The organism is Streptomyces sp. H27-H1, assembly GCF_026627445.1.
In the GTDB taxonomy this organism is placed as follows: Bacteria; Actinomycetota; Actinomycetes; order Streptomycetales; family Streptomycetaceae; genus Streptomyces.
In genome coordinates this window covers 29,833-55,075 of the sequence record NZ_JAPNLJ010000013.1, presented here as the reverse complement: position 1 = coordinate 55,075, position 25,243 = coordinate 29,833, and the positions used below count along the sequence as shown (strand labels likewise).

Genomic DNA, 25,243 nt, shown 5'->3' with positions numbered 1-25,243 from the left:
GCTCCAGGATCGATCCGTGGACGGGTCAGCTGACCTTGATCTGGTCGTAGACGGGGACGCTGAACTGGTTGAGCGCCACGTCCGAGATCCGCTCCGAGTGGCCGGCGCTGCCGTTCTGGTACCAGAGCGGGATCGACGGCATCTGGGCGGCGAGGATCTTCTGCGATTCCTGGAACTTGGCCGTCGCCTTGGCCGCGTCGCTCTCCCGGTTGGCCTCGTCGATGAGCTTGTCGAACTCCGGGTTGCTGAACTTGCCGTAGTTCGACGAGGCGCCGGTGTAGTACAGCGGCTCCAGGAAGTTCTGGATCAGCGGGTAGTCGGCCTGCCAGCCGGAGCGGAAGGGGCCGGTGAGCTTGAAGCTGCTCTGCTGGTTGCGGAAGTCCGCGAAGGTGCCGATGGGGTTGACGGTGCAGACCGGTCCCTCGCCCAGCGCGTTGTTGACGCTGTTGCAGACGGCGTCCATCCAGTCGCGGTGCGAGCCGGTGTCCACGTTGGACGTCAGGCTGACCTTGCCGCCGGGCAGGCCGCCCGCCTCCTGGATGAGCTTCTTGGCCTCGGTGGGGTTGAAGGAGCAGGCATCGCCGCAGGCGGTGGCCGAGAAGCCGCCCTTCTCGCCGAGGGCCGGGGAGGTCCAGTCCTTGGCCGGGGTGCGGGTCTCCTTGAAGATCTGCTTGGTGATCTCGTCGCGGTTGATCGCCATCGAGATGCCGCGGCGGACCTTCTCCATGCCCTCCTTGTTCCACTGCGGGTCGTACAGCGGGAAGGTGAGGGTCTGGATGATGAGGGCCGGCTGGTTGATGTAGCGGTCGCCGAGGTCGTTCGCGACGTTCTTGAGCTGTTGCGCCGGGATGTCGTCGACCAGGTCGAGGTTGCCGGAGATCAGGTCGGTGTAGGCGGTGTTGTTGTCGGTGTAGACCTTCAGGTCCACACCGCCGTTGACGGCCTTGTCCTCACCTGTGTAGCCGTCCCACTTGCGCAGCTTCATGCCGGTGCCCTTGGTGTACGAGTCCACCGTGTACGGGCCGTTGCCGACGGGCTTCTTCAGCCAGCCCTCGTGGTCGGTGAAGAAGGCCTTGGGCAGCGGGGAGAAGGCCTGGTAGCCGAGGGTCTCGGGCCAGGTGGAGAACTTCTCCTTGAGGGCGACCGTGAAGGTCTTGGCGTCCTTGACGACCAGGCCGGACATGGTCTTGGCCTTGGGGTCGCCCGCCGCGGGGTGCACGTCCGCGTAGCCGACGATGTCGGAGAAGAACGGCGAGTTGTTCTGCTTCTTGCTGACGTCCGCGCCGAAGTTCCAGGCGTCCACGAAGGACTGGGCGGTGACGGGCTCGTCGTTGCTGAACTTCCAGCCGTCCTTCAGCGTGATCGTGAAGTTCTGGCTGTCGGTGGTCTCGATCTTCTCGGCGAGCATGTTCTTGGCCTCGCCGGTCTTCGGGTCGTACCGCTTCAGACCCCGGAAGAGCATGTCGAGGACCTTGCCGCCCTGGACCTCATTGGTGTTGGCGGGCTCCAGCGGGTTCTGCGGGTCGCCCCACGAGGAGCTGACGATGCCCGCCGCGCCGCCTCCGCCGCTGTCGCTTCCGCCGCCGCAGGCCGTCGCCGCGAGGGCGACGGCAGCCGCACATGCGGCCCACTTGGCGTGGGTGGCTCCGCGCATGGAGTGCCTCCTCATGGATCCCAAGACTCACTTAGGGGCCAATGTCACCCTATGTAGGATCTCGTACACTCCTTGTTGGACCGATTGCACCCTCGCGCCCCCCGCCTGTCACCCCTGCGAGTGCAAAGCCGGCGGTCACAGCATCAGCTCCCAGGTGTCCACCGCGTAGTGCGCCGTCATGCCGTGCGCCTCGTACAGCGCGAGCGCTCCGGTCGCGTTGGCCGTGTCCACGTTGAGGCCGATGGTGGCGCGGCCGCGTGCGGCGTAGGCGGCGAAACCGTGGCGCAGCAGGAAGCTGCCGATCCCCCGGCCGCGCGCTTCCTCGCGTACGCCGAGATGGCTGAGCCAGCCCATGCTGGTGCGGTCGTCGCGGGTGAGCAGGACGCCCGCGTCGCCCAGCGCGGGCAGGCTGGCGATCCACACCAGCGACCAGTCCAGGCCCCGGCCGTCGATGTGGTCCAGCCAGGAGCCGTACGACCGCCGCACGTGCCCGAAGTGCGCGGCGAAGGTCTCCTCGATGAGGGCGTGGGCGCGGCGGCGCTCGCTCTCGTCGCCGTCGCAGGGGCGAAGGGCGAGCCCGGCGGGCGGCGCCGGAGGCGTCTCGGAGGGGCCCAGTGCGCGGGTCATCACCCGGTGGCGCCGCACCGTGCGGTAGCCGCGGCCGGGCAGCAGGACGGGGTCGAGGGTGCGCCCGCTGTTCAGCGCGAGCCGCAGGAAGGCGCCGGGGGCTCCGGCGGCGAGCTGACGGGCCCGGCTCTCCACCAGGTCCAGCAGTCGGGCGGCGGCCCTGCGGTGGCCCGGCAGCACCCGGTAGTGGCAGTCGACGCGGCCGGGGCCGGAGTCGGCCCACACCAGGGCGTAGCCGAGGAGCCGGCGGCCCTGCAGGACGAGGAAGGAGTCCGCTCCCAACTCGACGTCGGGGTGGTTCAGATCGGCCTCGACGGCGGCGAGGTCGGTCTCCGGGCGGCCGATCTCGATCCTGTCGACGGCGTTCAGGAGCCCGCAGATGTCCTCGGCGTCTGAAGGCCCGGCGGGCCGCACGGTGAGCATGGCGGCCATCAGACCACGACGGTGGTCGGGAAGGCATCAGGGCGCCCGCCGCCGGAAAGGATCCGGTGACGGGCGCCCTGAGGTGTCGCGGGAGGAGGATCAGACGGCCAGGACGGCCTTCTCCTCGGCGAAGTGGCAGGCCGAGTCGTGCGCGGCCAGCGTCTTGACACCCTTGAAGCGCTCCGGGATCGCGAGGAGCGGCTCCTCCACGGAGCACTTCTCCTCGGCCTTCCAGCAGCGGGTGCGGAAACGGCAGCCCGACGGCGGGTTGGCCGGCGAGGGGACGTCACCGGTGAGGATGATCCGGTCGCGGCCCGCGCGGGCCTCCGGGTCCGGCACCGGCACCGCGGAGAGCAGCGCCTGGGTGTACGGGTGGGTCGGGTGCTCGTAGATCTGCTCGTCGGTGCCGATCTCGGCCATCTTGCCGAGGTACATGACACCGACGCGGTCCGAGATGTGCCGGACGATCGACAGGTCGTGCGCGATGAAGATGTAGGAGAGGTTGAACTCCTCCTGCAGCTTCTCCATCAGGTTGATGACCTGGGCCTGCACCGATACGTCGAGCGCGGAGACCGGCTCGTCGCAGATGATGATCTCCGGGTTGAGCGCGAGGCCGCGGGCGATGCCGATGCGCTGGCGCTGGCCGCCGGAGAACTGGTGCGGGTACCGGTTGATGTACTCCGGGTTGAGGCCGACGACGTCCAGGAGCTCCTGCACCTTGCGGCGCCGGTCGCCCTTGGGGGCGACCTCGGGGTGGATGTCGTAGGTCTCGCCGATGATGTCGCCGACCGTCATGCGCGGGTTCAGCGAGGTGTACGGGTCCTGGAACACCATCTGGATGTTGCGGCGCACGGCCTTCAGGGCGCGGCCGGACAGCTTGGTGATGTCCTGGCCCTTGTAGAAGACCTCGCCCGCGGTGGCGCGCTCCAGGTTCATCAGCAGCTTGGCGACCGTGGACTTGCCACAGCCGGACTCGCCGACGATGCCGAGGGTCTCGCCCTGGTACAGGTCGAAGGAGATGCCGTCGACGGCCTTGACCGCGCCGACCTTCTTCTTGAACAGGATGCCCTGGGTCAGCGGGAAGTGCTTGACCAGGTTGCGGACCTGAAGGATCGGCTCACGCTCGGGAGCGTTCTTGGTGAGCTCAGCCATGGAGCTGCTCCTTCCAGAAGTGGCACGCGCTGTGACGGCCGGCCAGCTCGCTGCCGTCCTGCTCACTGACGGGCTGGAGGGCGGGGATCTCGGACCGGCAGATGTCCTGCGCGGCGACGCAGCGCGGGCTGAACGAGCAGCCGGTGGGCAGGCGCAGCAGGTTCGGCGGCAGGCCCTTGATCGCGAAGAGCTCCTGGCCCTTCTGGTCCAGGCGCGGGATCGAGTCCAGCAGGCCGCGGGTGTACGGGTGCGCCGGGCGCTTGTAGATCTCGTGGACCGGAGCGGTCTCGACGATCCGGCCGGCGTACATGACCGCGATCTTGTCCGCGACGTCGGCGACCACGCCGAGGTCGTGGGTGATCAGGATCAGGCCCATGTTGAGCTCGCGCTGCAGCTCGGCGAGCAGGTCCATGACCTGGGCCTGGACGGTGACGTCCAGGGCCGTGGTCGGCTCGTCCGCGATGATCAGATCGGGCTCCAGCGCGATCGCCATGGCGATCATGATGCGCTGGCGCATACCGCCGGAGAAGTGGTGCGGGTAGTCGTCCACCCGCTGCTTCGCCGCCGGGATCTTGACCTTCTCCATCAGTTCGATGGCCTTGAGGCGGGCGTCCTTCTTCGACATGCCCTCGTGGACGCGGAACATCTCACTCAGCTGGTAGCCGACGGTGAGCACCGGGTTCAGCGAGGACAGCGCGTCCTGGAAGATCATGGCCATCTTCCGGCCACGGAGCTTGCGCCGCTCCTCGAAGCTCATCTTGAGCATGTCCTGGCCGCGGAAGAGGATCTCGCCCTGCGGGATCTTGCCGGGGGGCATGTCGAGGATGCCCATGATGGCCTGGGCCGTCACGGACTTGCCGGAGCCGGACTCGCCGAGCACGGCGAGGGTCTCGCCGGCGCTCACGCTGTAGTTGACGCCGTTGACTGCCTTGGCCACACCGTCGCGGGTGTGGAACTCGACGTGCAGGTCGCGCACTTCGAGGAGCGGCGTCTGCGGGTCCCCGTCACGCGGGGAGGGAACGCTGGAGGTGTTGTCCATGGTGATCACTTACGCCCTCCTCAGCGCAGCTTCGGGTCGAGGGCGTTGCGGACCGCTTCGCCGAGCATGATGAAGGCGAGGACGGTGATGCTGAGCATGATCGAGGGGTACAGCAGGATGTGCTGCGCCACTCGGATCTGCGCGGCACCGGCGGAGATGTCCACGCCCCACGAGATGGTCGGGGACGCGAGGCCCAGACCCAGGTAGGACAGGGTCGCCTCCGCCGCGATGTAACCGCCGAGCGCGATCGTGGAGACCACGATCACCGGGGCCATGGCGTTCGGCAGGATGTGCCGGAACAGGATCCGGGGAGTGCCGGCGCCCAGGGCCTTCGCGGCGTGCACGTAGTCGGCCTGCTTCACGGTGATGACCGCGCCGCGCATGACGCGGTTGATCTGCGTCCAGCCGAGGAAGGCCAGGGCGAAGACGACCGTCCACACCGTGCGCTTGGTGAAGGCCTGGAGGACGACCATCGCACCGAGCAGGAACGGGATGCCGAAGAAGATGTCGGTGATGCGCGACATGATCGCGTCCGTGACGCCGCCGAAGTAGCCGGCGATCATGCCCGTGAGGGAGCCGACGACCGTGACGATCGCGGTCACCGAGACGGCGACGATGATCGAGGCGCGGGTGCCGTAGATGAGACGGGCGTAGACGCTGCGTCCCTGGCCGTCCCAGCCGAGCCAGTTGGGGGAACCGATCGCTGACAGTTCCGGCTTGCCGAGGAAGTGGTGGACCAGGTCGCCCTTGGTGGGGTCGATGCTGGTGAACCAGCCCGGGAAGGCGGAAATCACGAGGAGCACGAAGATCAGTGCCGAGGAGACGACGAAGTAGGGGTTGCGGCGCAGGTCTGCCCAGGCGTCGCCCCAGAGGCTGCGTGCCTTCTCGGCCTTCACCGGCTCCACCGGGGCGCCGGGCGCCGCGGCAGGGGTCTCGGCCGCCACGATTTCGGTCTTGGTCAGATCAGGCATACCGGATCCTCGGGTCCATGACCGCGTAGAGGAGGTCGACGAGCAGGCTGGCTATCAGGTAGACGACGACCAGGACGGTGACGACACCGACCACGGTCAGGCCCTCGCGGCGGACGACCGAGTCGTAGATCAGACCGCCGACGCCCTTGACGTTGAAGATGCCTTCGGTGACGACGGCGCCGCCCATCAGGGCGCCGATGTCGGTACCGAGGAAGGTGACGACGGGGATCATCGAGTTGCGCATCAGGTGCACACCGATGACGCGGCGCTTGGGCAGGCCCTTGGCGACGGCGGTGCGCACGTAGTCGGCGCGCAGGTTCTCGGCCATCGAGGTCCGGGTCAGGCGGGCCACGTAGGCGAGCGAGAGCGAGCCCAGCACGATGGCCGGCGCGAGCAGTTCGCCCCAGGTCTCGTTGATGCTGACGTTCGGCGCGATCCAGCCGAGCTGGAAGGCGAACACCGACTTGACGATGAAGCCGAGGACGAAGACCGGCATCGAGATGATCAGCAGGGTCAGGATCAGGATCAGGTTGTCGGCCAGCTTGCCGGCCTTGAGGCCGGCGACGATCCCGAGGGTCAGGCCGAGCACGATCTCGATCGCGAACGCCAGGAAGGCCAGCCGGAGCGTGACCGGGAAGGCGGCGCCGATGACGTCGGTGATCTCACGGCCGCTGCGGATCTGGGACCCGAAGTCGAAGTGGAACAGGATGCCGGAGATGTAGTTGTAGTACTGCTGCCAGATCGGCAGGTCCAGACCGTGCTGGTGACGCAGGGCGGCCAGCGTGGCCGGGTCCGTTCCCTTGTCCCCGAAGAGTCCGGCCACGGGATCGCCGGGCAGGCTGTAAACCATCAAGAAGATGAGCAGGGTCGTCCCGAAGAAGACCGGGATCATCTGGAGCAGTCGTCGTGCGACATAGCGCCCCATCATGCCTCCGTAGAAGATGCGGCAGGCGCAGCCGGACGGGCCCTTTCGCCACGCACGCGCGTGACGGAATCGTCACTGCGTCGCGAAAGGGCCCCCCGGGCGCTGCGTATAGGCCCGGATGTGGGCCGGCTCCCCGCCGGCCCACATCCGTCGAAAGGAATTACGCGGTGGGACTTACTTCTTGACCTCGACACCCTCAAGGATCGGGTCGCCGTCCTGGGCGTACTTCACGTTCGAGACCTTCTCCGAGTAACCCGCGTTGACCTTGTAGTACCAGAGCGGGATCGACGGCATGTAGTTGACGAGTTCCTTCTCGATGGCCTGGTAGGCCTTCACGGACTCGTCCAGGCTCGCCGCGGTGTCGGCCGCGGCGATCTTCGCGTCGAGCTCGGGGCTGGTGAAGCCACCCTGGTTGCCACCGGCGCCCGTGCGGAACAGGTCGCTGATGAAGTTCGAGTTCACCGGGTAGTCGAGCACCCAGCCGGACCGGTAGAACGACTTGACCTGCTTGGACTTACGGGCCTGGAGGTCGGCCTGGAAGTCCGGCTTGGCGTCACCGGTGCACTTGACGCCCGTGGCGTTGGTGATGCTGTTGCAAACAGCCTCGACCCACTCCTTGTGACCGCCGTCCGAGTTGAACTGGATGGAGATCTCGTTGTTCGGAACGCCGCCACCCTCGGCGATGAGCGCCTTGGCCGCAGCGGGGTCGAACTTGGTGACGTCACCGGAACCGGTCGGCGTGTAGCCGAGGACGCCCTTGGCGACCCAGCCCGTGGCGGGGTCACGGGTGCCCTGGAGCACGGTCTTGGTGATGGTGTCGCGGTCGATCGCCTTCGACAGGCCCTGGATGACCTTCGGGTTGACCGGCTTCGGGGTCTTCCACTGGTCGGCGTAGAACGCGACGGCCAGCGTCTGGATCGCCGAGTAGGGCTGGTCCACGGCGCGGTCGCCGAGGTCGGCACGGTAGACCGGGAGGTCCTTCGGGCCGATCTGACGCAGGACGTCGACGTTGCCCGACTTCAGGTCCTCGTAGGCGGTCTCGAGGGTGGAGTAGTTCTTGAGGACCACACCACCGTTCTTCGCCTTGTTCTCGCCCTTGTAGTCGTCGAAGCGCGTGAGCTCGATCTGCTTCTTGTGCTCCCACGACTTGAACTTGTACGGGCCGTTGCCGACCGGCTTCTCACCGGCGGCGGCGGGGTCCGCGTAGAACGAGGCGGCGAGCGGGGAGAAGACCTCGTAGCCGAGCTTGTACGCGAAGTACGGCACCGCGTTGGCGAGCTCGATGGTGAAGGTGTTCTCGTCGACGATCTTCAGACCCTCGAGCGCCTCGGCGGTGGGCTTGGCGCCCTCGGCCTCGGGGTGCACGGCGTCGAAGCCCTTGATGTCGGCGAACCAGGACGCGTTGCCCTGCTTGTTGTTGGTGTTCGCAGCCCAGTTCCACGCCTTGACGTAGGACTCGGCGGTCACCTTGGTGCCGTCGTGGAAGGTCCAGCCCGGCTTCAGCTTGACGGTCCAGAGCTTGCTGTCCGTGCTGTTGACCGACTCCGCGTTCACCATGACGAGCTTGCCGTCGGCGTCGTAGTCGACCAGCTGGGAGAACAGACCCGACATGACGATCGAGCCGTTGGACTCCATCGTGTCGGCCGGGTGCAGGAGCTTCTCAGGCTCGCCCACCTCGACCGAGAAGATGCCGTTCGGGTCAACTTCGCCGTTGGCGCCGGCCTTGCCGCCGCCACCGCCACAGGCAGTCGCTGCCAGGGCGACGACAATCGCGCCCGCTACCCACTTGGCGCTCTTGGCACCGCGCATGGGTTTCCTCCTCATGAGTCCACTGTCTGATGTGAGGGACACCACGGTGTGTTTCGCCGACACCCCTGACGGCGATAGGACCGGTGTCCCGAGTGTGCTCGTGAGTCGACGCTCCCCACAGCGTGTGACCCATTGACCCGAGCTCAATGGAGCCATCCTCGGGGACGCCATGACCGTAAACCACACTTAAGTGGTCTCGTTTTCACAACATCGCACTACGGCTAAAACCCGAAATCCGGACAAACTGATAGGAGACAGACATGAACGAAACGGACTGTTAGCTCTTCTTCCGGAGTGTCACGGTCGGTATGCGGACACCGGACCGAAATAATCCGCTTGACAAAAGCGAACAGCCCCTCCCGTCACGGAGACCGTGACGGGAGGGGCTGCTCACAAAGGCCGATGCCGACGAGGACCCAAGTGTGATCTGGGTCCTACTCGACTACGTGCCGGACTACTTGCCGGACTTGGCGCGCGACGCGGAGCGCGAGCGGTCCTTCTGGTCCAGGACGACCTTGCGGATGCGGACGGACTCCGGGGTCACCTCGACGCACTCGTCGTCGCGGCAGAACTCCAGGGACTGCTCCAGGGAGAGCCTGCGGGGCGGCACCACGTTCTCGGTGTTGTCCGCGGAAGCCGCACGCATGTTGGTGAGCTTCTTCTCCTTGGTGATGTTCACGTCCATGTCGTCGGAGCGGGAGTTCTCACCGACGATCATGCCCTCGTACACCTCGGTGCCGGGCTCGGTGAACAGGACGCCGCGCTCCTGCAGGTTGATCATCGCGAACGGCGTGACCGAACCGGAGCGGTCGGCGACCAGCGAACCGTTGTTACGGGTCACCAGCTGGCCGAACCACGGCTCGTGGCCCTCGTGGATCGAGTGGGCGATGCCCGTGCCGCGCGTACCGGTCAGGAACTCGGTACGGAAGCCGATGAGACCGCGGGACGGGACGACGAACTCCATGCGGACCCAGCCGGAGCCGTGGTTCGACATGTTGTCCATGCGGCCCTTGCGGATGCCCATGAGCTGCGTGACCGCGCCCATGTGCTCCTCGGGGACGTCGACCGTCATGCGCTCGACCGGCTCGTGCACCTTGCCGTCAATCTCCTGCGTGACGACCTGCGGCTTGCCGATGGTCAGCTCGAAGCCCTCGCGGCGCATCTGCTCGACCAGGATGGCGAGCGCGAGCTCACCACGGCCCTGGACCTCCCAGGCGTCCGGACGCTCGGTGTCGAGCACGCGGAGCGAGACGTTGCCGACCAGCTCGCGGTCGAGGCGGTCCTTGACCTGACGGGCGGTGACCTTGCGGTCCTTGACCACGGACTTGTTGGCGTCCGCGCCCTTGCCGCTGCCGCCGCGGCCGACCATCGGGGAGGTGTTCGTACCGATGGTCATGGAGATCGCCGGCTCGTCGACCGAGATCAGCGGGAGGGCGATCGGGTTCTCCGGGTCGGCCAGGGTCTCGCCGATCATGATGTCGGGGAAACCGGCGACCGCGCAGATGTCACCCGGGCCCGCCATCTCGGCCGGCTTGCGGGTGAGCGCCTCGGTCATCAGCAGCTCGGTGATGCGGACGTTGGAGATCGTGCCGTCACGCTTGATCCACGCGACGGTCTGGCCCTTGCGGAGCTCGCCCTGCTCGACACGGACCAGGGCGATGCGGCCGAGGAAGTTGTCGGCGTCCAGGTTGGTGACGTGGGCCTGCAGCGGCGCCTCGTCGTCGTACACCGGGGCCGGCACGTGGGCCAGGATGGTGGAGAAGAACGGCTCCAGGCTGTCGCTGTCCGCGGGGACGGTGCCGTCCTCCGGCTTGGTCAGCGAGGCGACGCCGTCACGGCCACAGGCGTAGACGATCGGGAACTCGATCTGCTCCTCGTCCGCGTCCAGGTCGAGGAAGAGGTCGTACGTCTCGTTGACGACCTCGTCGATCCGGGAGTCCGGACGGTCCGTCTTGTTGATGCAGAGGATGACCGGCAGCTTCTGCTGCAGGGCCTTGCGCAGGACGAAGCGGGTCTGGGGCAGGGGGCCCTCGGAGGCGTCCACCAGCAGGACGACCGCGTCCACCATCGACAGACCGCGCTCGACCTCACCACCGAAGTCGGCGTGGCCGGGGGTGTCGATGATGTTGATCGTGATGGGCGCCCCGCCGTCCTTGGGGTGGTACTTCACCGCCGTGTTCTTGGCGAGGATCGTGATGCCCTTCTCACGCTCCAGGTCGTTCGAGTCCATCATGCGGTCGTCGAGGTGCTGGTGGGCGGCGAAGGCACCGGCCTGCTTGAGCATGGCATCGACGATGGTCGTCTTGCCATGGTCGACGTGGGCGACGATGGCGACGTTACGGATGTCGTGGCGCGTGGGCACTTCGGCGCTTCTCCCGGGATCGTGGGTGGCGGCGCGTACGGTCCGGCACGCGAGCCTCGACCGGGCGGAAAACCTGCCACGGCCTTACCCCATCGTACGTCGGCTGGCGGGAACTGGCTGCCGGGGGGTCTGTCAAGAGGCCGGACGACTGAGCGGGGCCGGGTACGGGGTGGGGGGTCCCGGCCATGGGTGGAGCCTGAAAACACGCGGGTCAACGGGTACGTACGACCTTGCCCGCCGGTGATCCGGCGGGCAAGGGACTTGAGTCACATCTGAGCTTGCGAAGCTCCGCTCAACCCTGGATGCACCCCTTCGTCATCACTTCTTCTTCTCGTTCTTGTCCTTGGCCGCCGCCTGCTTCTTCCAGCCGATGTCCTGGTAGCGCGGGGCTCCCAGACCGAAGGCGCCCGCGTTGCCGAGACCCGGCTTCACGGCCACCAGCTCGGGGCGCTGGTAGAGCGGGATGGATCCGGCCGTGGCCCAGATACGGGCGTCGGCCTTGCGCATCAGGTCGCGGGAGGTGGCCTCGTCCAGCTCGCCGAGCGCCTGGTCGAAGAGCTGGTCGATGTGGTCGGTGCCGACCCGGGTGTAGTTCTGTTCGACCAGGAGCGAGCCGTCGGCGGCCGGCTCCGGCTTGGCGAAGATGGGCCGGGCGTCGGTGGCCGGGTAGGCCGTCGCGGGCCACGAGTAGAGCGCCAGGTCGTACTGGCCCGAGGCGATGTGGTCCTTGAAGAAGCTCTCGTCGGCCACCTTGGTCAGCTCGGCCTGCACGCCGACCTTCTGGAGCATCTGGGCGATTCGCTCGCCGACCGTGCGCAGCGCCTCCGAACCGGGACCGGCCGGCAGGACGAAGCGCAGGGTGAGCGGCTTGCCGTCCTTGGCGAGGATGCTGCCGGAGGTGCGTACGGCCTGCTTGGCGGGGGCCGGGGCGGCGCTCCCCTTGGCCGGGTCCGCCGGTTCGGCCGCGGTTTCGGCGTCCAGGGCCGGGCTGCGCTTGCCGTCGTCCACCGCGTCGGCCTGGGCGCGCAGGAGCTGTTCCTGGCGGGCCGCGAACGGGGCCGGGGCGAGCACCGGGGAGGGCCCGCTGCTCTGGTCCGCGGCGAAGGCGTCGGCGTCGACGATCTCGCCGTCGTCGGCGGAGCGGCCGTACCGGCCTTCGGGCAGGTCCTCTCCGGCCGGGTCCTCGGGCCCTTCGGGGCGGCCGTCGGGGTGGTCGGCGCGTACGGCGGCACCGACTGCCCTGGCCGCGTCGCCGGGCTTCCCGTCGTCCTGGCCGACGATGTAGAGGCCGTCGTTCCCGGTGCCCGGGCCCGCCGGGGTCTTCGAGTCGTCCGTCTCCTTCGCGGCCTCCGAGCCGGCCTTCGCGCCCGCCGGCGCGGTGATCTTGCCGCCGCGGCGCCAGCCGGCGTCCGCGAGCAGGGCCTGCGCGGCCCGGGTGTCCTGGCCGCCGAGGGCGTCGCTGTTGTCGGCGTACGCCTGCTGACCGGCCAGCGCGAGGTGGCTGCCGACCGGCTTCGCGGGCAGGCCCAGCGGCTTCAGGACGATGTCGGTGAGGGCCTGGCGGTCCAGGGCGCGGGCCACGGCCCGGCGTACGCGCTCGTCGGCGAGCGGTCCGCTCGCGCCGTTCATCGCGAGCTGCGTGTAGGCGGGTTCCAGGGACTTGCGGACGGTGAAGCCGCGCAGGGCGCTCTGCTCCTCGGCGTACCGCTTGACCGCCTCCGCCTGCTTCTGGCGGGTCGCCAGGGCCTCCTTGGCCTTGTCCTCGTCCGCGCCGAAGGCCAGCGCCCACGACAGGGTGGCCTGCGCGGCCGTCACCGAGGCGGCGGGCCCGTTGGCCCCTTCGGCCTTGGCGGCCGCGCGGCGGGCCAGGGCGATCCGGTCGGCCCCGGTGCGGTCGATCTCCGCCAGGTCGAGCCTGCCGGCGGCCAGCGCGGCGGGGCGCTCGGAGCGGGGCACCGCGGTGAGGACCAGGCTGTCGAGCTTGGCGGGGGTGCCCCACCAGCGCGGGTTGCGGGTCAGTGCGGCGGTACCGGTCTTCTTGTCGATGGCGCCCAGCCCGAAGGGGCCCGCGGTGACCTTCAGGGTGCCCCGGGCCCCCTCGTTGAAGCTCTCCGGGGTGCCGGTGACCTGCTTGGGGTAGAGGGGGGTGAACAGCGAGCGCCAGTCGGCGTACGGCCTGACGAAGGTGACCTTGACCTCCAGGTCCGTCTTGCCGCGCTCGATCTTCTCGATCCGGTCGTAGCCGGCGTTGCGCGCCGTCCAGTACGCGGAGTCCTTGCCGTTCAGGGCCCGCCACTGGGCCACGAAGTCGGCGGCGCCGATCTCCCGGCCGTCGCTCCAGACCGCCTGCTGGTTGAGCTTGTACAGGACGACCTGCTTGGGCTCCCGCTCGACGACCTCGGCCTTCTCCAGGTAGTCGGGATTGGCCACCGGCCGCCCCTTGCCGTCCGGCACGAAGAGCTGGGGCAGTACCGCCCCGGCGATCCGGTTGGTGGTGGCGTCCGCATCGGCCTGGAAGGCGTTGAGGGTGCCCGGCAGGGAGTCGACCGCCCAGCGCAGCACCCCGCCGTCGGCGACCTTGTCGCGGGTGGTGGTCGCGATGTCCTGCCCGGCGGCGGCGGGGCCGCCCTCGTCGTCACCCGCGCCGCAGCCCGCAAGCAGCGGCAGTGCAAGAACTCCCGAGGTCAGGAGCGCCAAGGACCTGCGCCTTCTCTGGGACATGGGTGGTACCTCCGGGGCAGGGCGTGGGGGGTCGCGAAAGGGGTGTCTTGATCACGTTCGGCGGTATATGGAGCTGATCACACTGGGTGCCGAAACCCACTGAAATCGACACCCCGCCGCAGCCGCCGCAGCCGGTCCCCGCCACGCCGCGAACCCCACCCGTGCGGACCAATCCGGCTTGCCTTCCGGGCGCGCGTTCCCCCGTAAGAGGGATGAAAATGGAGCGAGGAGGGGCGCACGGTTCGCGCCTGCGCGCCTGCAATCGCTGCACGTCCCTTCACAACCGGGGACGGGAGGCGCGACACTCGCAGGCGCACATGAGCGTTGCCACCGCACCCAGCGGAAGTGAGGGCAAGTCATGTCCCTGCAAGACGATTTGACCGCCGTACGGCGCAACCTGAACGAGCTGGTCCGCTCCGTGGAGCAGCTGGAGAAGGATGTCGCCCGGCAGACACCGCCCGCCTCCCGGCCTCCGGGAGACGGCGCGATGGTCAGCGTCCCGGACACCCCGTACGACAGCTCGCTGTGGACGGACTCCGACGACGAGGGCCTAGGCGCCCGCGACCGCCACGCTCCCTGACCCACGCGCCGCGCACACCCCACCGGACCCGGTCACGGACCCGGCCGACCGCAGTGGCGGCGGCCGGGTCCCCCGGGCCACCCCTCATCACTCCACCCGGAGTCCCTCTTGGCCACAGGCACCCAACCATCACCCCAGCGGCCCGGCGGCGTCCACGACGCCTCGCGGGCCGCGATCGCGGCCCGGCACCTGCGGACCGACCGGTGGTGGCTCTCTCCCGCCGTCACCGCGGCCGGGCTGCTCGCCTTCATCGTCTACTCGACGTGGCGGGCCTTCGCCAACGCCGACTACTACGCGGCGCCGTACGTGTCCCCGTTCTACTCCCCGTGCCTCGCGGAGAACTGCGAGCCGATGCGCGGCGGCCCGAACCTGGACCTCCTCGGCAGCTGGTGGGGGCTGTCCCCCGCCCTGCTGATCCTGGTCTTCCCACTCGGCTTCCGGCTGACCTGCTACTACTACCGCAAGGCGTACTACCGCGGCTTCTGGGCCTCGCCGCCCGCCTGCGCCGTCGCCGAGCCGCACGCCTCGTACAGCGGTGAGACCCGCTTCCCGCTGATCTTCCAGAACATGCACCGGTACTTCTTCTACGCGGCGCTGCCGGTCGCCGGCATCCTCACGTACGACACGGCGCTGACCTTCCGCGACGAAAGCTACGCGTGGGGCCACATGGGCCTCGGGACGCTGCTGTTCCTGATCAACATCGGGCTGATCTGGGCATACACCCTGTCCTGCCACTCCTGCCGGCACATCATGGGCGGCCGCCTGCGGCACTTCTCGAAGCATCCGGTCCGCTACCGCCTGTGGGGCTGGATCAGCCGCCTCAACACCCGTCACATGCAGCTGGCCTGGGCCTCGCTGATCAGCGTGGCCCTGTGCGATTTCTACGTGTACCTGCTGGCCAGCGGCGCCTTCACCGACCCGAGGATCTTCTGACATGGCCCAAGTGGAACGGCAGCAGTGGGACGTGGTCGTGGTGGGCGCGGGCGGCGCCGGGCTGCGGGCCGCGATCGAGGCGCGCGAGCGCGGCGCCCGTACGGCCGTGATCTGCAAATCCCTCTTCGGCAAGGCCCACACCGTGATGGCGGAGGGCGGCATCGCCGCCTCCATGGGCAACGTCAACGAGCGCGACAACTGGCAGGTCCACTTCCGCGACACGATGCGCGGCGGCAAGTTCCTGAACCAGTGGCGGATGGCGGAGCTGCACGCCAAGGAGGCCCCCGACCGGGTCTGGGAGCTGGAGACCTGGGGCGCGCTCTTCGACCGCACGCCCGACGGGAAGATCTCGCAGCGCAACTTCGGCGGGCACGAGTACCCGCGGCTCGCGCACGTCGGCGACCGGACCGGCCTGGAGCTGATCCGCACCCTCCAGCAGAAGATCGTGCAGCTCCAGCAGGAGGACTTCAAGGAGTACGGGGACTACGAGGCCCGGCTCAAGGTCTTCCAGGAGTGCACCGTGACGCGGGTCCTGAAGGACGGCGAGCGGGTCGCGGGGACCTTCTGCTACGAGCGCGAGTCCGGCCGGTTCTTCGTGCTGGAGGCCCCGGCCGTGGTGCTGGCCACGGGCGGCATCGGAAAATCCTTCAAGACCACCTCCAATTCGTGGGAGTACACGGGTGACGGCCACGCGCTGGCGCTGCTCGCCGGGGCCCCGCTGCTGAACATGGAGTTCGTGCAGTTCCACCCGACCGGCATGGTCTGGCCGCCCTCGGTGAAGGGCATCCTCGTCACCGAGTCGGTGCGCGGCGACGGCGGGGTGCTGCGCAACAGCGAGGGCAAGCGGTTCATGTTCGACTACGTCCCGGACGTCTTCAAGGAGAAGTACGCGGAGTCCGAGGAGGAGGGCGACCGCTGGTACGAGGACCCGGACCACAACCGGCGCCCGCCCGAGCTGCTCCCCCGCGACGAGGTGGCCCGCGCCATCAACTCCGAGGTCAAGGCGGGGCGCGGGTCCCCGCACGGCGGGGTGTTCCTCGACGTGTCCACCCGGATGCCGGCCGAGAGGATCAAGCGGCGGCTCCCGTCGATGTACCACCAGTTCAAGGAGCTGGCGGACGTGGACATCACCGCCGAGCCGATGGAGGTCGGCCCGACCTGCCACTACGTGATGGGCGGCATCGCGGTCGAGTCCGATACGGCCGCCACCCTCGGGGTACCGGGCCTGTTCGCCGCCGGTGAGGTCGCGGGCGGGATGCACGGCTCGAACCGGCTCGGCGGGAACTCCCTCTCCGACCTGCTGGTCTTCGGCCGCCGGGCCGGGCTGCACGCGGCGCAGTACGCGGCGCAGGACGCCCCGGCCGTCGGCGGGCGGCCCGAGGTCTCCCAGGGGCAGATCGACGCGGCGGCCTCGGAGGCGCTGGCTCCCTTCCACGCCTCCGAGGGCGCGGAGAACCCGTACACCCTCCACCAGGAGCTCCAGACGGCCATGAACGACCTCGTCGGGATCATCCGCCGCGCCGGCGAGATGGCCCAGGCGCTGGAGAAGCTCGCGGCCCTGCGCGTACGGGCCGCGCGCGCCGGCGTCGAGGGGCACCGGCAGTTCAACCCGGGCTGGCACCTGGCCCTGGACCTGCGCAACATGCTGCTGGTCAGCGAATGCGTGGCCCGCGCGGCCCTGGAACGCACCGAGAGCCGTGGCGGGCACACCCGCGAGGACTGCCCGGCGATGGAGCGTTCCTGGAGGCCGGTGAACCTGCTGTGCCGGCCGGTCACTGCGCCCGGTGGAAACCTGGCCCCCACGGACCCGGCGGCGGACCGGATCGAGCTGACCCGGGTGCGCACCGACCCCATCCGATCCGACCTGCTCGCGCTCTTCGAGAAGGAAGAGCTGGTCAAGTACCTCGCCGAAGAGGAGCTGTACGGGTGAGTACCTACGATGCCGCGTTCCGGATCTGGCGGGGTGACGCCGAGGGCGGTGAGCTGCGCGACTTCACCGTGGAGGTGCACGACGGGGAGGTGGTCCTCGACATCGTCCACCGGCTCCAGGCCACCCAGGCCTCCGACCTCGCGGTGCGGTGGAACTGCAAGGCGGGCAAGTGCGGTTCGTGCAGCGCGGAGGTCAACGGCCGGCCGCGGCTGATGTGCATGACGCGCATGTCGACCTTCTCCCGCGAGGAGACGATCACCGTGACCCCGCTGCGTGCGTTCCCGGTCGTCCGCGACCTGGTGACGGACGTGTCCTTCAACTACCAGAAGGCGCGCGAGGTGCCCGCGTTCGTGCCGCCCGCCGGGGTGGCACCGGGCGAGTACCGGATGCAGCAGATCGACGTGGAGCGCTCGCAGGAGTTCAGGAAGTGCATCGAGTGCTTCCTGTGCCAGGACACCTGTCACGTGGTGCGCGACCACGAGGAGAACAAGGGCGCCTTCGCCGGTCCGCGCTTCCTGATGCGGGTGGCGGAGCTGGACATGCACCCGCTGGACGCCGCGGCCGAGGCGGGCCTGGACCGCAAGCGCACGGCGCAGGAGGAGCACGGGCTCGGCATGTGCAACATCACCAAGTGCTGCACGGAGGTCTGCCCCGAGGGGATCAAGATCACTGACAACGCCCTGATCCCGCTGAAGGAGCGGGCCGTGGACCGCAAGTACGACCCGCTGGTGTGGCTGGGGAGCAAGATCCGGCGCCGCTCCGGTCAATAGCCGCCCCCATCCGTTCACTTCGCAGGACAGACCGGGCCCGCACGCTGGTGCGTACCGCGCCCGTACGCAGCCCACCTCGGAACCCGACCGCCACACCGCGTGGGCGCCGGCGGCGTACAGGGCGTCGGGCCGGGCATCCGTGCGCCATGCCCGGGCGCCGGGCGTGGCGGCCCGCGCCCCGGTGGGCGTCACGGCGGCCGCCGGGCCCGGAGCGGCCGGTCCCGGCGGTACGGACCTCCCCGGGTCGGCGGCCGCCTCGGCCGGCCACGGAGCCCCGCCGGCCGGGCCCGGCCGGGGGCGACGTCCTGCTGGTCGGCTCCCGCCTGCTGCTGTCCCGCCCGACCCTCTCGGCGTACCCGCTGCCGTAGCCGCTCGGCACCCCGGTGCCGTAGCCGCTCCGGACCCCGGTGGCGGTGGGCGCGGGCGGCTGCGGGGCGGGCGGCTCCGGGTGCGAGGCCATGAAACCGCCCATACTCTCCCAAATGTGACTCCGCCGAGAAGCAGGACGAAGAGACGCACCATCACCGGGATATCCGTCCGGACCGGCCTCGCCCTCGCCGCCGCGCTGCTCGCGCTCACCGGCTGGGCGACGGCCACCGCCCCGGCCGCCCGCGCCGACGACCCCGTCACCTTGTCCCAGCAGGGGCAGATCACCGACCGCGTGGGCGCCCTGGGCGACCGCGGGCCCGAGGTCACCGCCGCGCTGGACAAGCTGTACGCGGACCGGAGGGTCCAGCTGTTCGTCACGTACGTACGCGACTTCTCCGGCCGGTCCGCGCAGAGCTGGGCCGACGCCACCGCCCAGAAGAACGGCCTCGGCCAGAACGACGTCCTGCTGGCCGTCGCCACCGGGGCCCGGCAGTACGCCTATTCGGCCGATGTCGACTCCGGTTTCACCAAGGAGCAGCTCGCGGCGGTGGCGCAGACCGCCATCGAGCCGGCCCTCAAGCAGAACGACTGGGCGGGAGCCGCGATCGGCGCCGCGAACGGCTACGACGCCGTCCTGGGCGGCCTGCCCGTCCCGGTCCCGGCCATCACCCCCGGCGAGGCCGACCCCGGAGGCGCCGCGGCGAGCGGCGGCGAGACCGGCGCCGGGGACTTCGTCCTCCCGGTGGTCGCGGTCGGCGCGGCCGGCGCCCTCGGGGCGTTCGCGTACACCCGCCGCAAGCGCAAGCAGGCGGGCGGCGGCGGTGGCGGTTCGAAGACCACGGGCTGGCCCGGGCAGGGCCCCGCCCCCCTCCCCCTCCCCGAGCTGGATGCCAGGGCCAAGGCCCTGCTGGTGGAGACCGACGACGCGATCCGTACCAGCACCGAGGAACTGGGCTTCGCCACCGCGCAGTTCGGTGAGGAGGCGGTGTCGGCGTTCACGCAGGCGGTGGAGTTCGGGAAGAGCGGGCTGACGGCCGCGTTCCGGCTGCGCCAGCAGCTCGACGACGCGTACCCGGAGGACGACGCCACCCGCCGCCGGATGCTCGACGAGATCGTGGCCCGCTGCACGGAGACGAGCCGGCGGCTCGACGCCGAGTCGGCGGACTTCGACCGGCTGCGGGACCTGGAGAAGAACGCCCCGCAGGCCCTGGCGACCGTGGAGGGCCACTTCCGCGCCCTGACCGGCCGTACGACCACGGCGGAGGCGACCCTCACGGCGCTCGGCCGCCAGTACGCGGACTCCGCGTCGGCGCCGGTGGCCGCCAACCCCGAACAGGCCAAGGACCGGCTGCTGTTCGCGACGACGAACCTGGGCGAGGCCCGGGCGGCCATGGCCACCGACGACAACGGCAAGGCCGCCGTGCACATCCGGGCGGCCGAGGGCGCAGTGGACCAGGCGGCGACCCTGGTCGACGCGGTGGAGCGGCGTGCGCAGGAGCTGGCGGAGGCGGCCGGGAAACTCCCCGGGGCGCTCAACGAGACGGACACCGACCTCGCCGACGCCCGCGGGCTGCTGACCGGCGCCACCGAGGGCTCGACCGCCGACCTGCGCGGCCGGATCAGCCGCGCGGAAGCCGTACTGGCCGACGTACGCCAGGAGCAGGGCGCCGGCCGGTACGACCCGATGGACGCCCTGCGGCGCGTGGAGGAGGCCGACGCGGCCCTCGACGAGGCGCTGGCCGGGGCCCGCGAACGCGAGTCGGGCCGACAGCGGGCGGCGGCCCTGCTGGAGCAGGCCCTGCTCACCGCCCGCAGCGCGATCGGCGCGGCCACCGACTACATCACCACCAGCCGGGGGGCGGTGGGCAGCCAGGCCCGCACCCGGCTGGCGGAGGCCCAGCGCCACCTGGAACGCTCCACGGCCCTCTCGGGCTCCGACCCGGCGGGCGCCCTGGCCGAGGCCCAGCAGGCGGACTCCTTGGCCCGCCAGGCGCAGCAGCTGGCCGAACAGGACGTACGGGGCTACCAGAACCCGTACGGCGGTGGCGGCCGGCAGCAGGGCGGCGGCATGAGCGGCGCGGTGCTCGGCGGGATCATCCTCGGCGAAATCCTGAACGGCGGCCGTGGCCGCGGAGGCGGCGGCTTCGGCGGGGGCGGCGGCTTCGGTGGCGGGGGCGGCGGCGGGCGCGGCCCCGGCTCCTTCGGCGGCGGCGGGACCCGCGGCCGCATGGGCGGCGGCGGCCGCTTCTGACGCACGCACTCCACTTCCACCCTCGTTCCCAAGGAGACAGAGCACATGAGCAAGCAGACCATCCTCGGCCGCGTCACCCAGCTCGCCAAGGCCAACATCAACTCCCTCCTCGACCAGGCGGAGGACCCGCAGAAGATGCTGGACCAGCTGATCCGGGACTACACGAACAACATCTCGGAGGCGGAGCAGGCCGTGGCCACCACCATCGGCAACCTCCGCATGCTGGAGGCGGACCACACGGAGGACGTGGACGCGGCCGCCGAGTGGGGCGGCAAGGCCCTGGCGGCGAGCAAGAAGGCCGACGAGCTGCGCGGTTCCGGCTCGGCGGCGGACGCGGACAAGTTCGACAACCTCGCGAAGGTCGCCCTGGGCCGCCAGATGCAGTCGGAGAAGGAGGCGAAGACGGCCGAGCCGACGATCTCCGCCCAGACCGAGGTGGTCGACAAGCTGAAGTCGGGCCTGATCTCGATGAAGTCCAAGCTGACGGAACTCCAGGCCAAGCGGGACGAGCTGGTGTCGCGCGCGAAGACCGCCCAGGCGCAGAACACGATGATGGACGCGGTCAAGAACATCGACGTACTGGACCCGACGAGCGACATCGCCCGCTTCGAGGAGAAGGTCCGCCGCGAGGAGGCCATGGCCCTGGGCAAGCAGGAACTGGCCGCCTCCTCCCTGGACGCCCAGTTCGAGTCCCTGGACGACCTCGGCAAGACCTCGGAGATCGAAGCCCGGCTGGCCGCCCTCAAAGCCGCCTGACGGCCGACCACACCCCGAAGGGCTCCACGGTCCGATCCCCGTGGAGCCCTTCGCCGTTCAGGACACGCTCCCCCGCGGCCGGACTACCCGTACATGCCCAGCAGCTGTTCCGCCGAGAGTTCCGTCACCGATTCCGCCAACGCGCCCGGGAGGGGGAGTTCGAACCAGACCGTCTTGCCCCGGTGGGTGCGGCGGGTGCCCCAGCCGGCGGAGAGGAGGCCGACCAGTTGGAGGCCCCGGCCGCCCTCGTCCGTGTCGCGGGCGCGGCGGCGGCGGGGCTGGACCAGGTTGGCGTCCCAGACCTCGCAGACCAGGGTGCGGTCCAGGAGGAGGCGCAGGCGGATCTCGCCCTCGCCGTAGCGCAGGGCGTTGGTGACGAGTTCGCTGACCAGGAGTTCCGTAGTGTCCAGGAGTCCTTCCAGGCCCCATGCCGGCAGCTTCGCCCTCGCCAGCTCGCGCGCCCGGCCCACCGAGCGGGCCTCGCGCGGGAGCTGCCAGTCGCCGACCGCGTCGACCGGGAGGCCCTGGACCCGGGCCATGAGGAGGGCGATGTCGTCCTCGCCGTGGCGGGTGTCCAGGGTGTTCAGGACGTGGTCGCAGACCTCTTCCAGGGGGCGGGCGGGGTCCGCGAGGGCGTCGCGCAGGCCCCGTAGGCCCTCCTCCAGCGGGTGGTCGCGGGATTCGACCAGGCCGTCGGTGTAGAGGGCCAGCATGGCGCCTTCGGGGAGTTCGACCTCGACCTCCTCGAAGGGTTCTCCGCCCACGCCCAGCGGCATCCCGGTGGGGATCTCCAGGAGCAGTCCGGGCCGCGGTACGCCGCCCTCCTCCACCGGTTCCACGAGCACCGGCGGCATGTGGCCGGCGTTGGCGATGGTGCAGCGCCGGGTCACCGGGTCGTAGACGGCGTAGACGCACGTAGCGAGGTACACCTCCGAGCGGTCGGCGTCCCGCGAGTGCAGTGCGGCCCGGGAGGCCTGCTGGGAGCCGCCGGGTGCGCCGAGGCCGCGGGCGACCTCGTCGAGGGCCGTGAGCACCTCCGCCGGTTCCAGGTCGAGGAGGGCAAGGGTGCGGACCGCCGTGCGCAGTTCACCCATCGCGACGGCCGCCCGCAAGCCCCGGCCCATGACGTCGCCGACGACCAGCGCCGTGCGGTGCCCGGGCAGCTCGATGACGTCGAACCAGTCGCCGCCGACCTCGGTGGCGGCGTTCCCCGGCAGGTAGCGGCAGGCGATGTCGAGGCCGGCGGCCTCCGGGTCGCCGGGGGGCAGCAGGCTGCGCTGGAGTATCAGCGCGCGCTCGTGCTCACGCCGGTAGAGCCGTGCGTTGTCGATGCACACGGCGGCCCGCGCGGCGAGCTCCACCGCGACCGCCCGGTCGCGTTCGCCGAAGGGCTCGCTGCCCTTCGTACGGGAGAACTGCGCGAGCCCGACCACCGTGTCGTGGGCGACCAGCGGGACGACGAGCGTGGACTGTACGAGGTCCCCGGACTCCGGCCCGCCGCCCTCCACCAGCCGCGGCCGCGCCGTGCGCAGGGCGAACGCTCCCGGCGATCCGGCCGGGTAGCGGTGGATCTCGCCTACGGAGACCAGCGCGCCCGGACCCGACAGCGGCGCGTCCGACACCGCCGAGGCGAAGGCGACCCGCCGCAGCGGCGCCGAGGGCGAGCGTCCCGGTCCCTGGCCGGGCAGGCTGGGCACGCCGGGGCCCTGCGGGCGGGCGGGGCGGTCGTCGTCGCCGAGCAGCAGCCCCTGGTAGAGGTCGACGGCGGCCAGGTCGCAGAAGCCGGGGACGGTGACGTCGAGGAGTTCGCGGGCGGTGGTCTCCAGGTCGAGGGAGTTGCCGATGCGGTGTCCGGCCTCGTTCAGCAGAGCCAGGTTGCGCCGGACCCCGGCGGCCTCGCGGGCGGCGAGGTGGCGGCGGGTCACGTCGATGCCGATGCCGGCGACTCCTACGGGCCGGCCGGTGCCGCCGTGGACCCGGTAGAGGTTGATGGACCAGTGGCGGTCCTCCCGGCTGCCGGGGGCGGCGCCGGCGATCTGCAGGTCGTTGACCGACTCACCGGTTTCCAGGACCCTGCGCAGCGCCTCGGCCATCCGGTCGGCCTCGTGCGCGGGCAGATAGTCGTGGACGGTGCGGCCGCGGTGCTCTTCGGCGGCGCCGCCGAAGACGGTCGCGAAACGGCGGTTGGCCCGCTGCACAGTGAGGTCGGTGCCGAAGAGCAGGAACCCGAACGGAGATTGGCCGAAAATCGCCTGTGAGGCGGCCAGATCGGATTCGATCCGGCGCAGCGCCCGTACGTCGACCACGACGCAGAGCGCGGCCCGCTCGGTGGTTTCGGTCTGGGTCGGCATCACATAGATCTCGGCCACCCCGTGCTCACCGTCGCCACCGGGGATCCGGAAGGGGATCAGGCCGGTCCATTCCTTGCCGTCGAGAATCTCGGCCACCCGGCGGTGTGCGCCGGCGCGCAGCTCAGGGGGCATGAAGGCGTCGACGGGGTCACGACCGACGGCCTCGGCCGCGGTCAGCCCGAAGAGTTCCTCGGCGCGCAGGCTCCATTGGTCGATCAGCCCGTCGGGCCCGATCGAGAAGGAAGCGACCTTTATGTAGTCATATATCGAGCCAGGCGGGCTGCTGTGCCACAGGGAGTCGCGCCAGGTGTCCCCCGACGCTTCCCCGGGCACACGGGCCTGATGTGCCTGTACAGGTATCTCGCTCACGCGACCGTCCCCTCCAGCTCACCGCAACCGGACCGGCCATGACCGAAGTATTCAGCACCACGGCGCTCTGCGACACGGCCTTCGCGATCACAAAAAGATCCCGTTGTTTTCCAGCCAAGGCTTGTGACCGCCGACTGCCCTCACCTTGTTACTCACCAGGAAGGGCCAACTCGAACCACACGGTCTTGCCCGACTTCCCGTGCCGGGTCCCCCAACGCTGCGCCGAGACGGCCACGAGGTGCAGCCCGCGACCCCCCTCGTCGTCGGGTTTGGCGATGCGCTCCTGGGGTGGATCCGGAAGCGGATCCGAAACCTCCACGAGAAGTGCCGGACTCGAGGGAGCCTCGGCGGCGGCTGGATTGCGTCGTACGAGACGGACTCCGATGGGGCCGGAGGCGTACCGCAGGGAATTGGTGACCAGCTCACTGACCAGCAGGACGGTGACGTCGCCGACGGCGTCGAGACCCCAGTCGCGAAGGGTGCCGCGCACCGCGTGGCGGGCGGTGCGGACGGCACCCGGTTCGGCGGGAAAGGCCCATTCGGCGCATTCACCGTCTGTGTCGATCACGCCGATCACTTCCCGGGCCGGCTGGCGACCCCAGTCCGGTTCGACAGGGAGAACGGAACCTCGTTACAAGTACGAGATAGGGATTAATAGCGACATACCCGATATTCACGGCGTCGTACCACTCGGCCCCCCACGGACCGGCGCACTGTGGCGCAGACGGCCTAGCGCGTGCGCTCACGCGCCCCCGCGAACCCTCACAGGCGGCGCTTCGGCCGACCCTCAGCCGGCGGGGCTCAGCCGGCGGCACTCAGCCCGCGACGCTCAGCCGGCAGCGCTCAGCCGGCGCCCGGCCTCGGCGACGGCCGGGCGGTCCTGGTCGAGCCAGTCCACCGAGTCCAGTTCCTCGGGCCCCAGCCAGCGCAGCTCGTCGTGGTCCTCCAGCGGAAGCGGATCGCCCGAGAGCAGCCGGGCCGTCCATACGTGCAGCACGAGGCCGGGCTTCAGCGGCCACTCCCCCGGGATCCGCTCCAGCGCCTCGGTCTCCACGCCGAGCTCCTCGCGCAGCTCCCGTACGAGCGCCTCGGGTACGGATTCGCCCGGCTCGGCCTTGCCGCCCGGAAGCTCCCAGCGGCCGGCCAGCTCCGGGGGCGCACTCCGGCGGGCGGCCAGCAGGCGGCCGTCATGACAAAGGGCTCCGCCCACGACCACTCGTACAGTCATGGGCGGAGCCTATGGCAGCGGCG

General features: G+C 70.1%; 18 protein-coding genes. 6 read left to right on the top strand and 12 right to left on the bottom strand.

What is annotated here, in order from left to right; all coding sequences use genetic code 11:
- Window positions 1-25: 25 nt before the first annotated feature.
- The 9 genes from OTB20_RS16360 to OTB20_RS16320 all read right to left on the bottom strand — a co-directional run bounded on the left by OTB20_RS16360 (window position 26) and on the right by OTB20_RS16320 (window position 13,683).
- The gene (locus OTB20_RS16360) at window positions 26-1,654 is read right to left on the bottom strand and encodes a peptide ABC transporter substrate-binding protein (RefSeq protein WP_267818231.1); all 1,629 of its coding nucleotides are present in this window, start codon (window positions 1,652-1,654) and stop codon (window positions 26-28) included.
- A gap of 135 nt (window positions 1,655-1,789) precedes the next feature.
- Window positions 1,790-2,713: a GNAT family N-acetyltransferase gene (locus OTB20_RS16355; protein WP_267818230.1), complete on the bottom strand. Its 924-nt coding sequence runs from the start codon at window positions 2,711-2,713 to the stop codon at window positions 1,790-1,792.
- A gap of 90 nt (window positions 2,714-2,803) precedes the next feature.
- A complete protein-coding gene (locus OTB20_RS16350) occupies window positions 2,804-3,856 on the bottom strand; it encodes an ABC transporter ATP-binding protein (RefSeq protein WP_267818229.1) in 1,053 nt (350 codons plus the stop codon).
- Window positions 3,849-4,895 carry an ABC transporter ATP-binding protein gene (locus tag OTB20_RS16345; protein ID WP_420716421.1) on the bottom strand — a complete coding sequence of 349 codons (1,047 nt, stop codon included), beginning with the start codon at window positions 4,893-4,895 and terminating at the stop codon, window positions 3,849-3,851. The genes OTB20_RS16350 and OTB20_RS16345 overlap by 8 nt, the downstream gene beginning before the upstream one ends.
- A 20-nt stretch (window positions 4,896-4,915) precedes the next feature.
- Window positions 4,916-5,866, bottom strand: a complete 951-nt coding sequence (locus OTB20_RS16340; protein ID WP_267818226.1) for an ABC transporter permease — start codon at window positions 5,864-5,866, stop codon at window positions 4,916-4,918.
- Complete coding sequence (locus OTB20_RS16335) at window positions 5,859-6,791, bottom strand: ABC transporter permease (RefSeq protein WP_267818398.1); 933 nt, start codon at window positions 6,789-6,791, stop codon at window positions 5,859-5,861. The genes OTB20_RS16340 and OTB20_RS16335 overlap by 8 nt, the downstream gene beginning before the upstream one ends.
- Before the next feature lie 174 nt (window positions 6,792-6,965).
- On the bottom strand, window positions 6,966-8,600 hold the full coding sequence (locus tag OTB20_RS16330) for a peptide ABC transporter substrate-binding protein (RefSeq protein WP_267818225.1): 1,635 nt from the start codon (window positions 8,598-8,600) through the stop codon (window positions 6,966-6,968).
- 454 nt (window positions 8,601-9,054) lie between these two features.
- A complete protein-coding gene (gene typA, locus OTB20_RS16325) occupies window positions 9,055-10,962 on the bottom strand; it encodes a translational GTPase TypA (protein ID WP_267818223.1) in 1,908 nt (635 codons plus the stop codon).
- Between the two features lie 318 nt (window positions 10,963-11,280).
- Entirely contained in the window at window positions 11,281-13,683 is a 2,403-nt protein-coding gene (locus OTB20_RS16320) for an ABC transporter substrate-binding protein (protein ID WP_267818221.1), read from the bottom strand.
- Window positions 13,684-14,041: 358 nt separating this feature from the next.
- Here OTB20_RS16320 and OTB20_RS16315 point away from each other — a divergent pair, with 358 nt between their 5' ends.
- The 6 genes from OTB20_RS16315 (at window position 14,042) to OTB20_RS16290 (ending at window position 21,272) form a co-directional block, all read left to right on the top strand.
- Complete coding sequence (locus OTB20_RS16315; RefSeq protein WP_267818220.1) at window positions 14,042-14,263, top strand: hypothetical protein; 222 nt, start codon at window positions 14,042-14,044, stop codon at window positions 14,261-14,263.
- A 108-nt stretch (window positions 14,264-14,371) separates the two neighbouring features.
- Window positions 14,372-15,196, top strand: coding sequence for a hypothetical protein (locus OTB20_RS16310; protein WP_267757430.1), 825 nt, complete (start codon window positions 14,372-14,374; stop codon window positions 15,194-15,196).
- Between the two features lies 1 nt (window position 15,197).
- Window positions 15,198-17,126: a fumarate reductase/succinate dehydrogenase flavoprotein subunit gene (locus OTB20_RS16305; RefSeq protein WP_267818218.1), complete on the top strand. Its 1,929-nt coding sequence runs from the start codon at window positions 15,198-15,200 to the stop codon at window positions 17,124-17,126.
- Entirely contained in the window at window positions 17,123-17,896 is a 774-nt protein-coding gene (locus OTB20_RS16300; protein WP_267818216.1) for a succinate dehydrogenase/fumarate reductase iron-sulfur subunit, read from the top strand. Before OTB20_RS16305 ends, OTB20_RS16300 begins: the two co-directional genes overlap by 4 nt.
- Window positions 17,897-18,416: 520 nt before the next feature.
- Window positions 18,417-20,516, top strand: a complete 2,100-nt coding sequence (locus tag OTB20_RS16295) for a TPM domain-containing protein (RefSeq protein WP_420716420.1) — start codon at window positions 18,417-18,419, stop codon at window positions 20,514-20,516.
- A gap of 45 nt (window positions 20,517-20,561) precedes the next feature.
- A complete protein-coding gene (locus OTB20_RS16290) occupies window positions 20,562-21,272 on the top strand; it encodes a PspA/IM30 family protein (RefSeq protein WP_267818214.1) in 711 nt (236 codons plus the stop codon).
- A gap of 83 nt (window positions 21,273-21,355) precedes the next feature.
- On the opposite strand, the gene OTB20_RS16285 is transcribed toward OTB20_RS16290, so the two are convergent.
- From OTB20_RS16285 to OTB20_RS16275, 3 genes are all read right to left on the bottom strand, one after another.
- Window positions 21,356-23,956 (bottom strand): SpoIIE family protein phosphatase, encoded by a 2,601-nt coding sequence (locus OTB20_RS16285; RefSeq protein ID WP_267818394.1) that lies wholly within the window; start codon window positions 23,954-23,956, stop codon window positions 21,356-21,358.
- A 184-nt stretch (window positions 23,957-24,140) separates the two neighbouring features.
- Window positions 24,141-24,569: an ATP-binding protein gene (locus OTB20_RS16280; protein ID WP_267818213.1), complete on the bottom strand. Its 429-nt coding sequence runs from the start codon at window positions 24,567-24,569 to the stop codon at window positions 24,141-24,143.
- 252 nt (window positions 24,570-24,821) lie between these two features.
- A complete protein-coding gene (locus OTB20_RS16275) occupies window positions 24,822-25,220 on the bottom strand; it encodes a (deoxy)nucleoside triphosphate pyrophosphohydrolase (protein ID WP_267818211.1) in 399 nt (132 codons plus the stop codon).
- Between the last annotated feature and the right edge of the window lie 23 nt (window positions 25,221-25,243).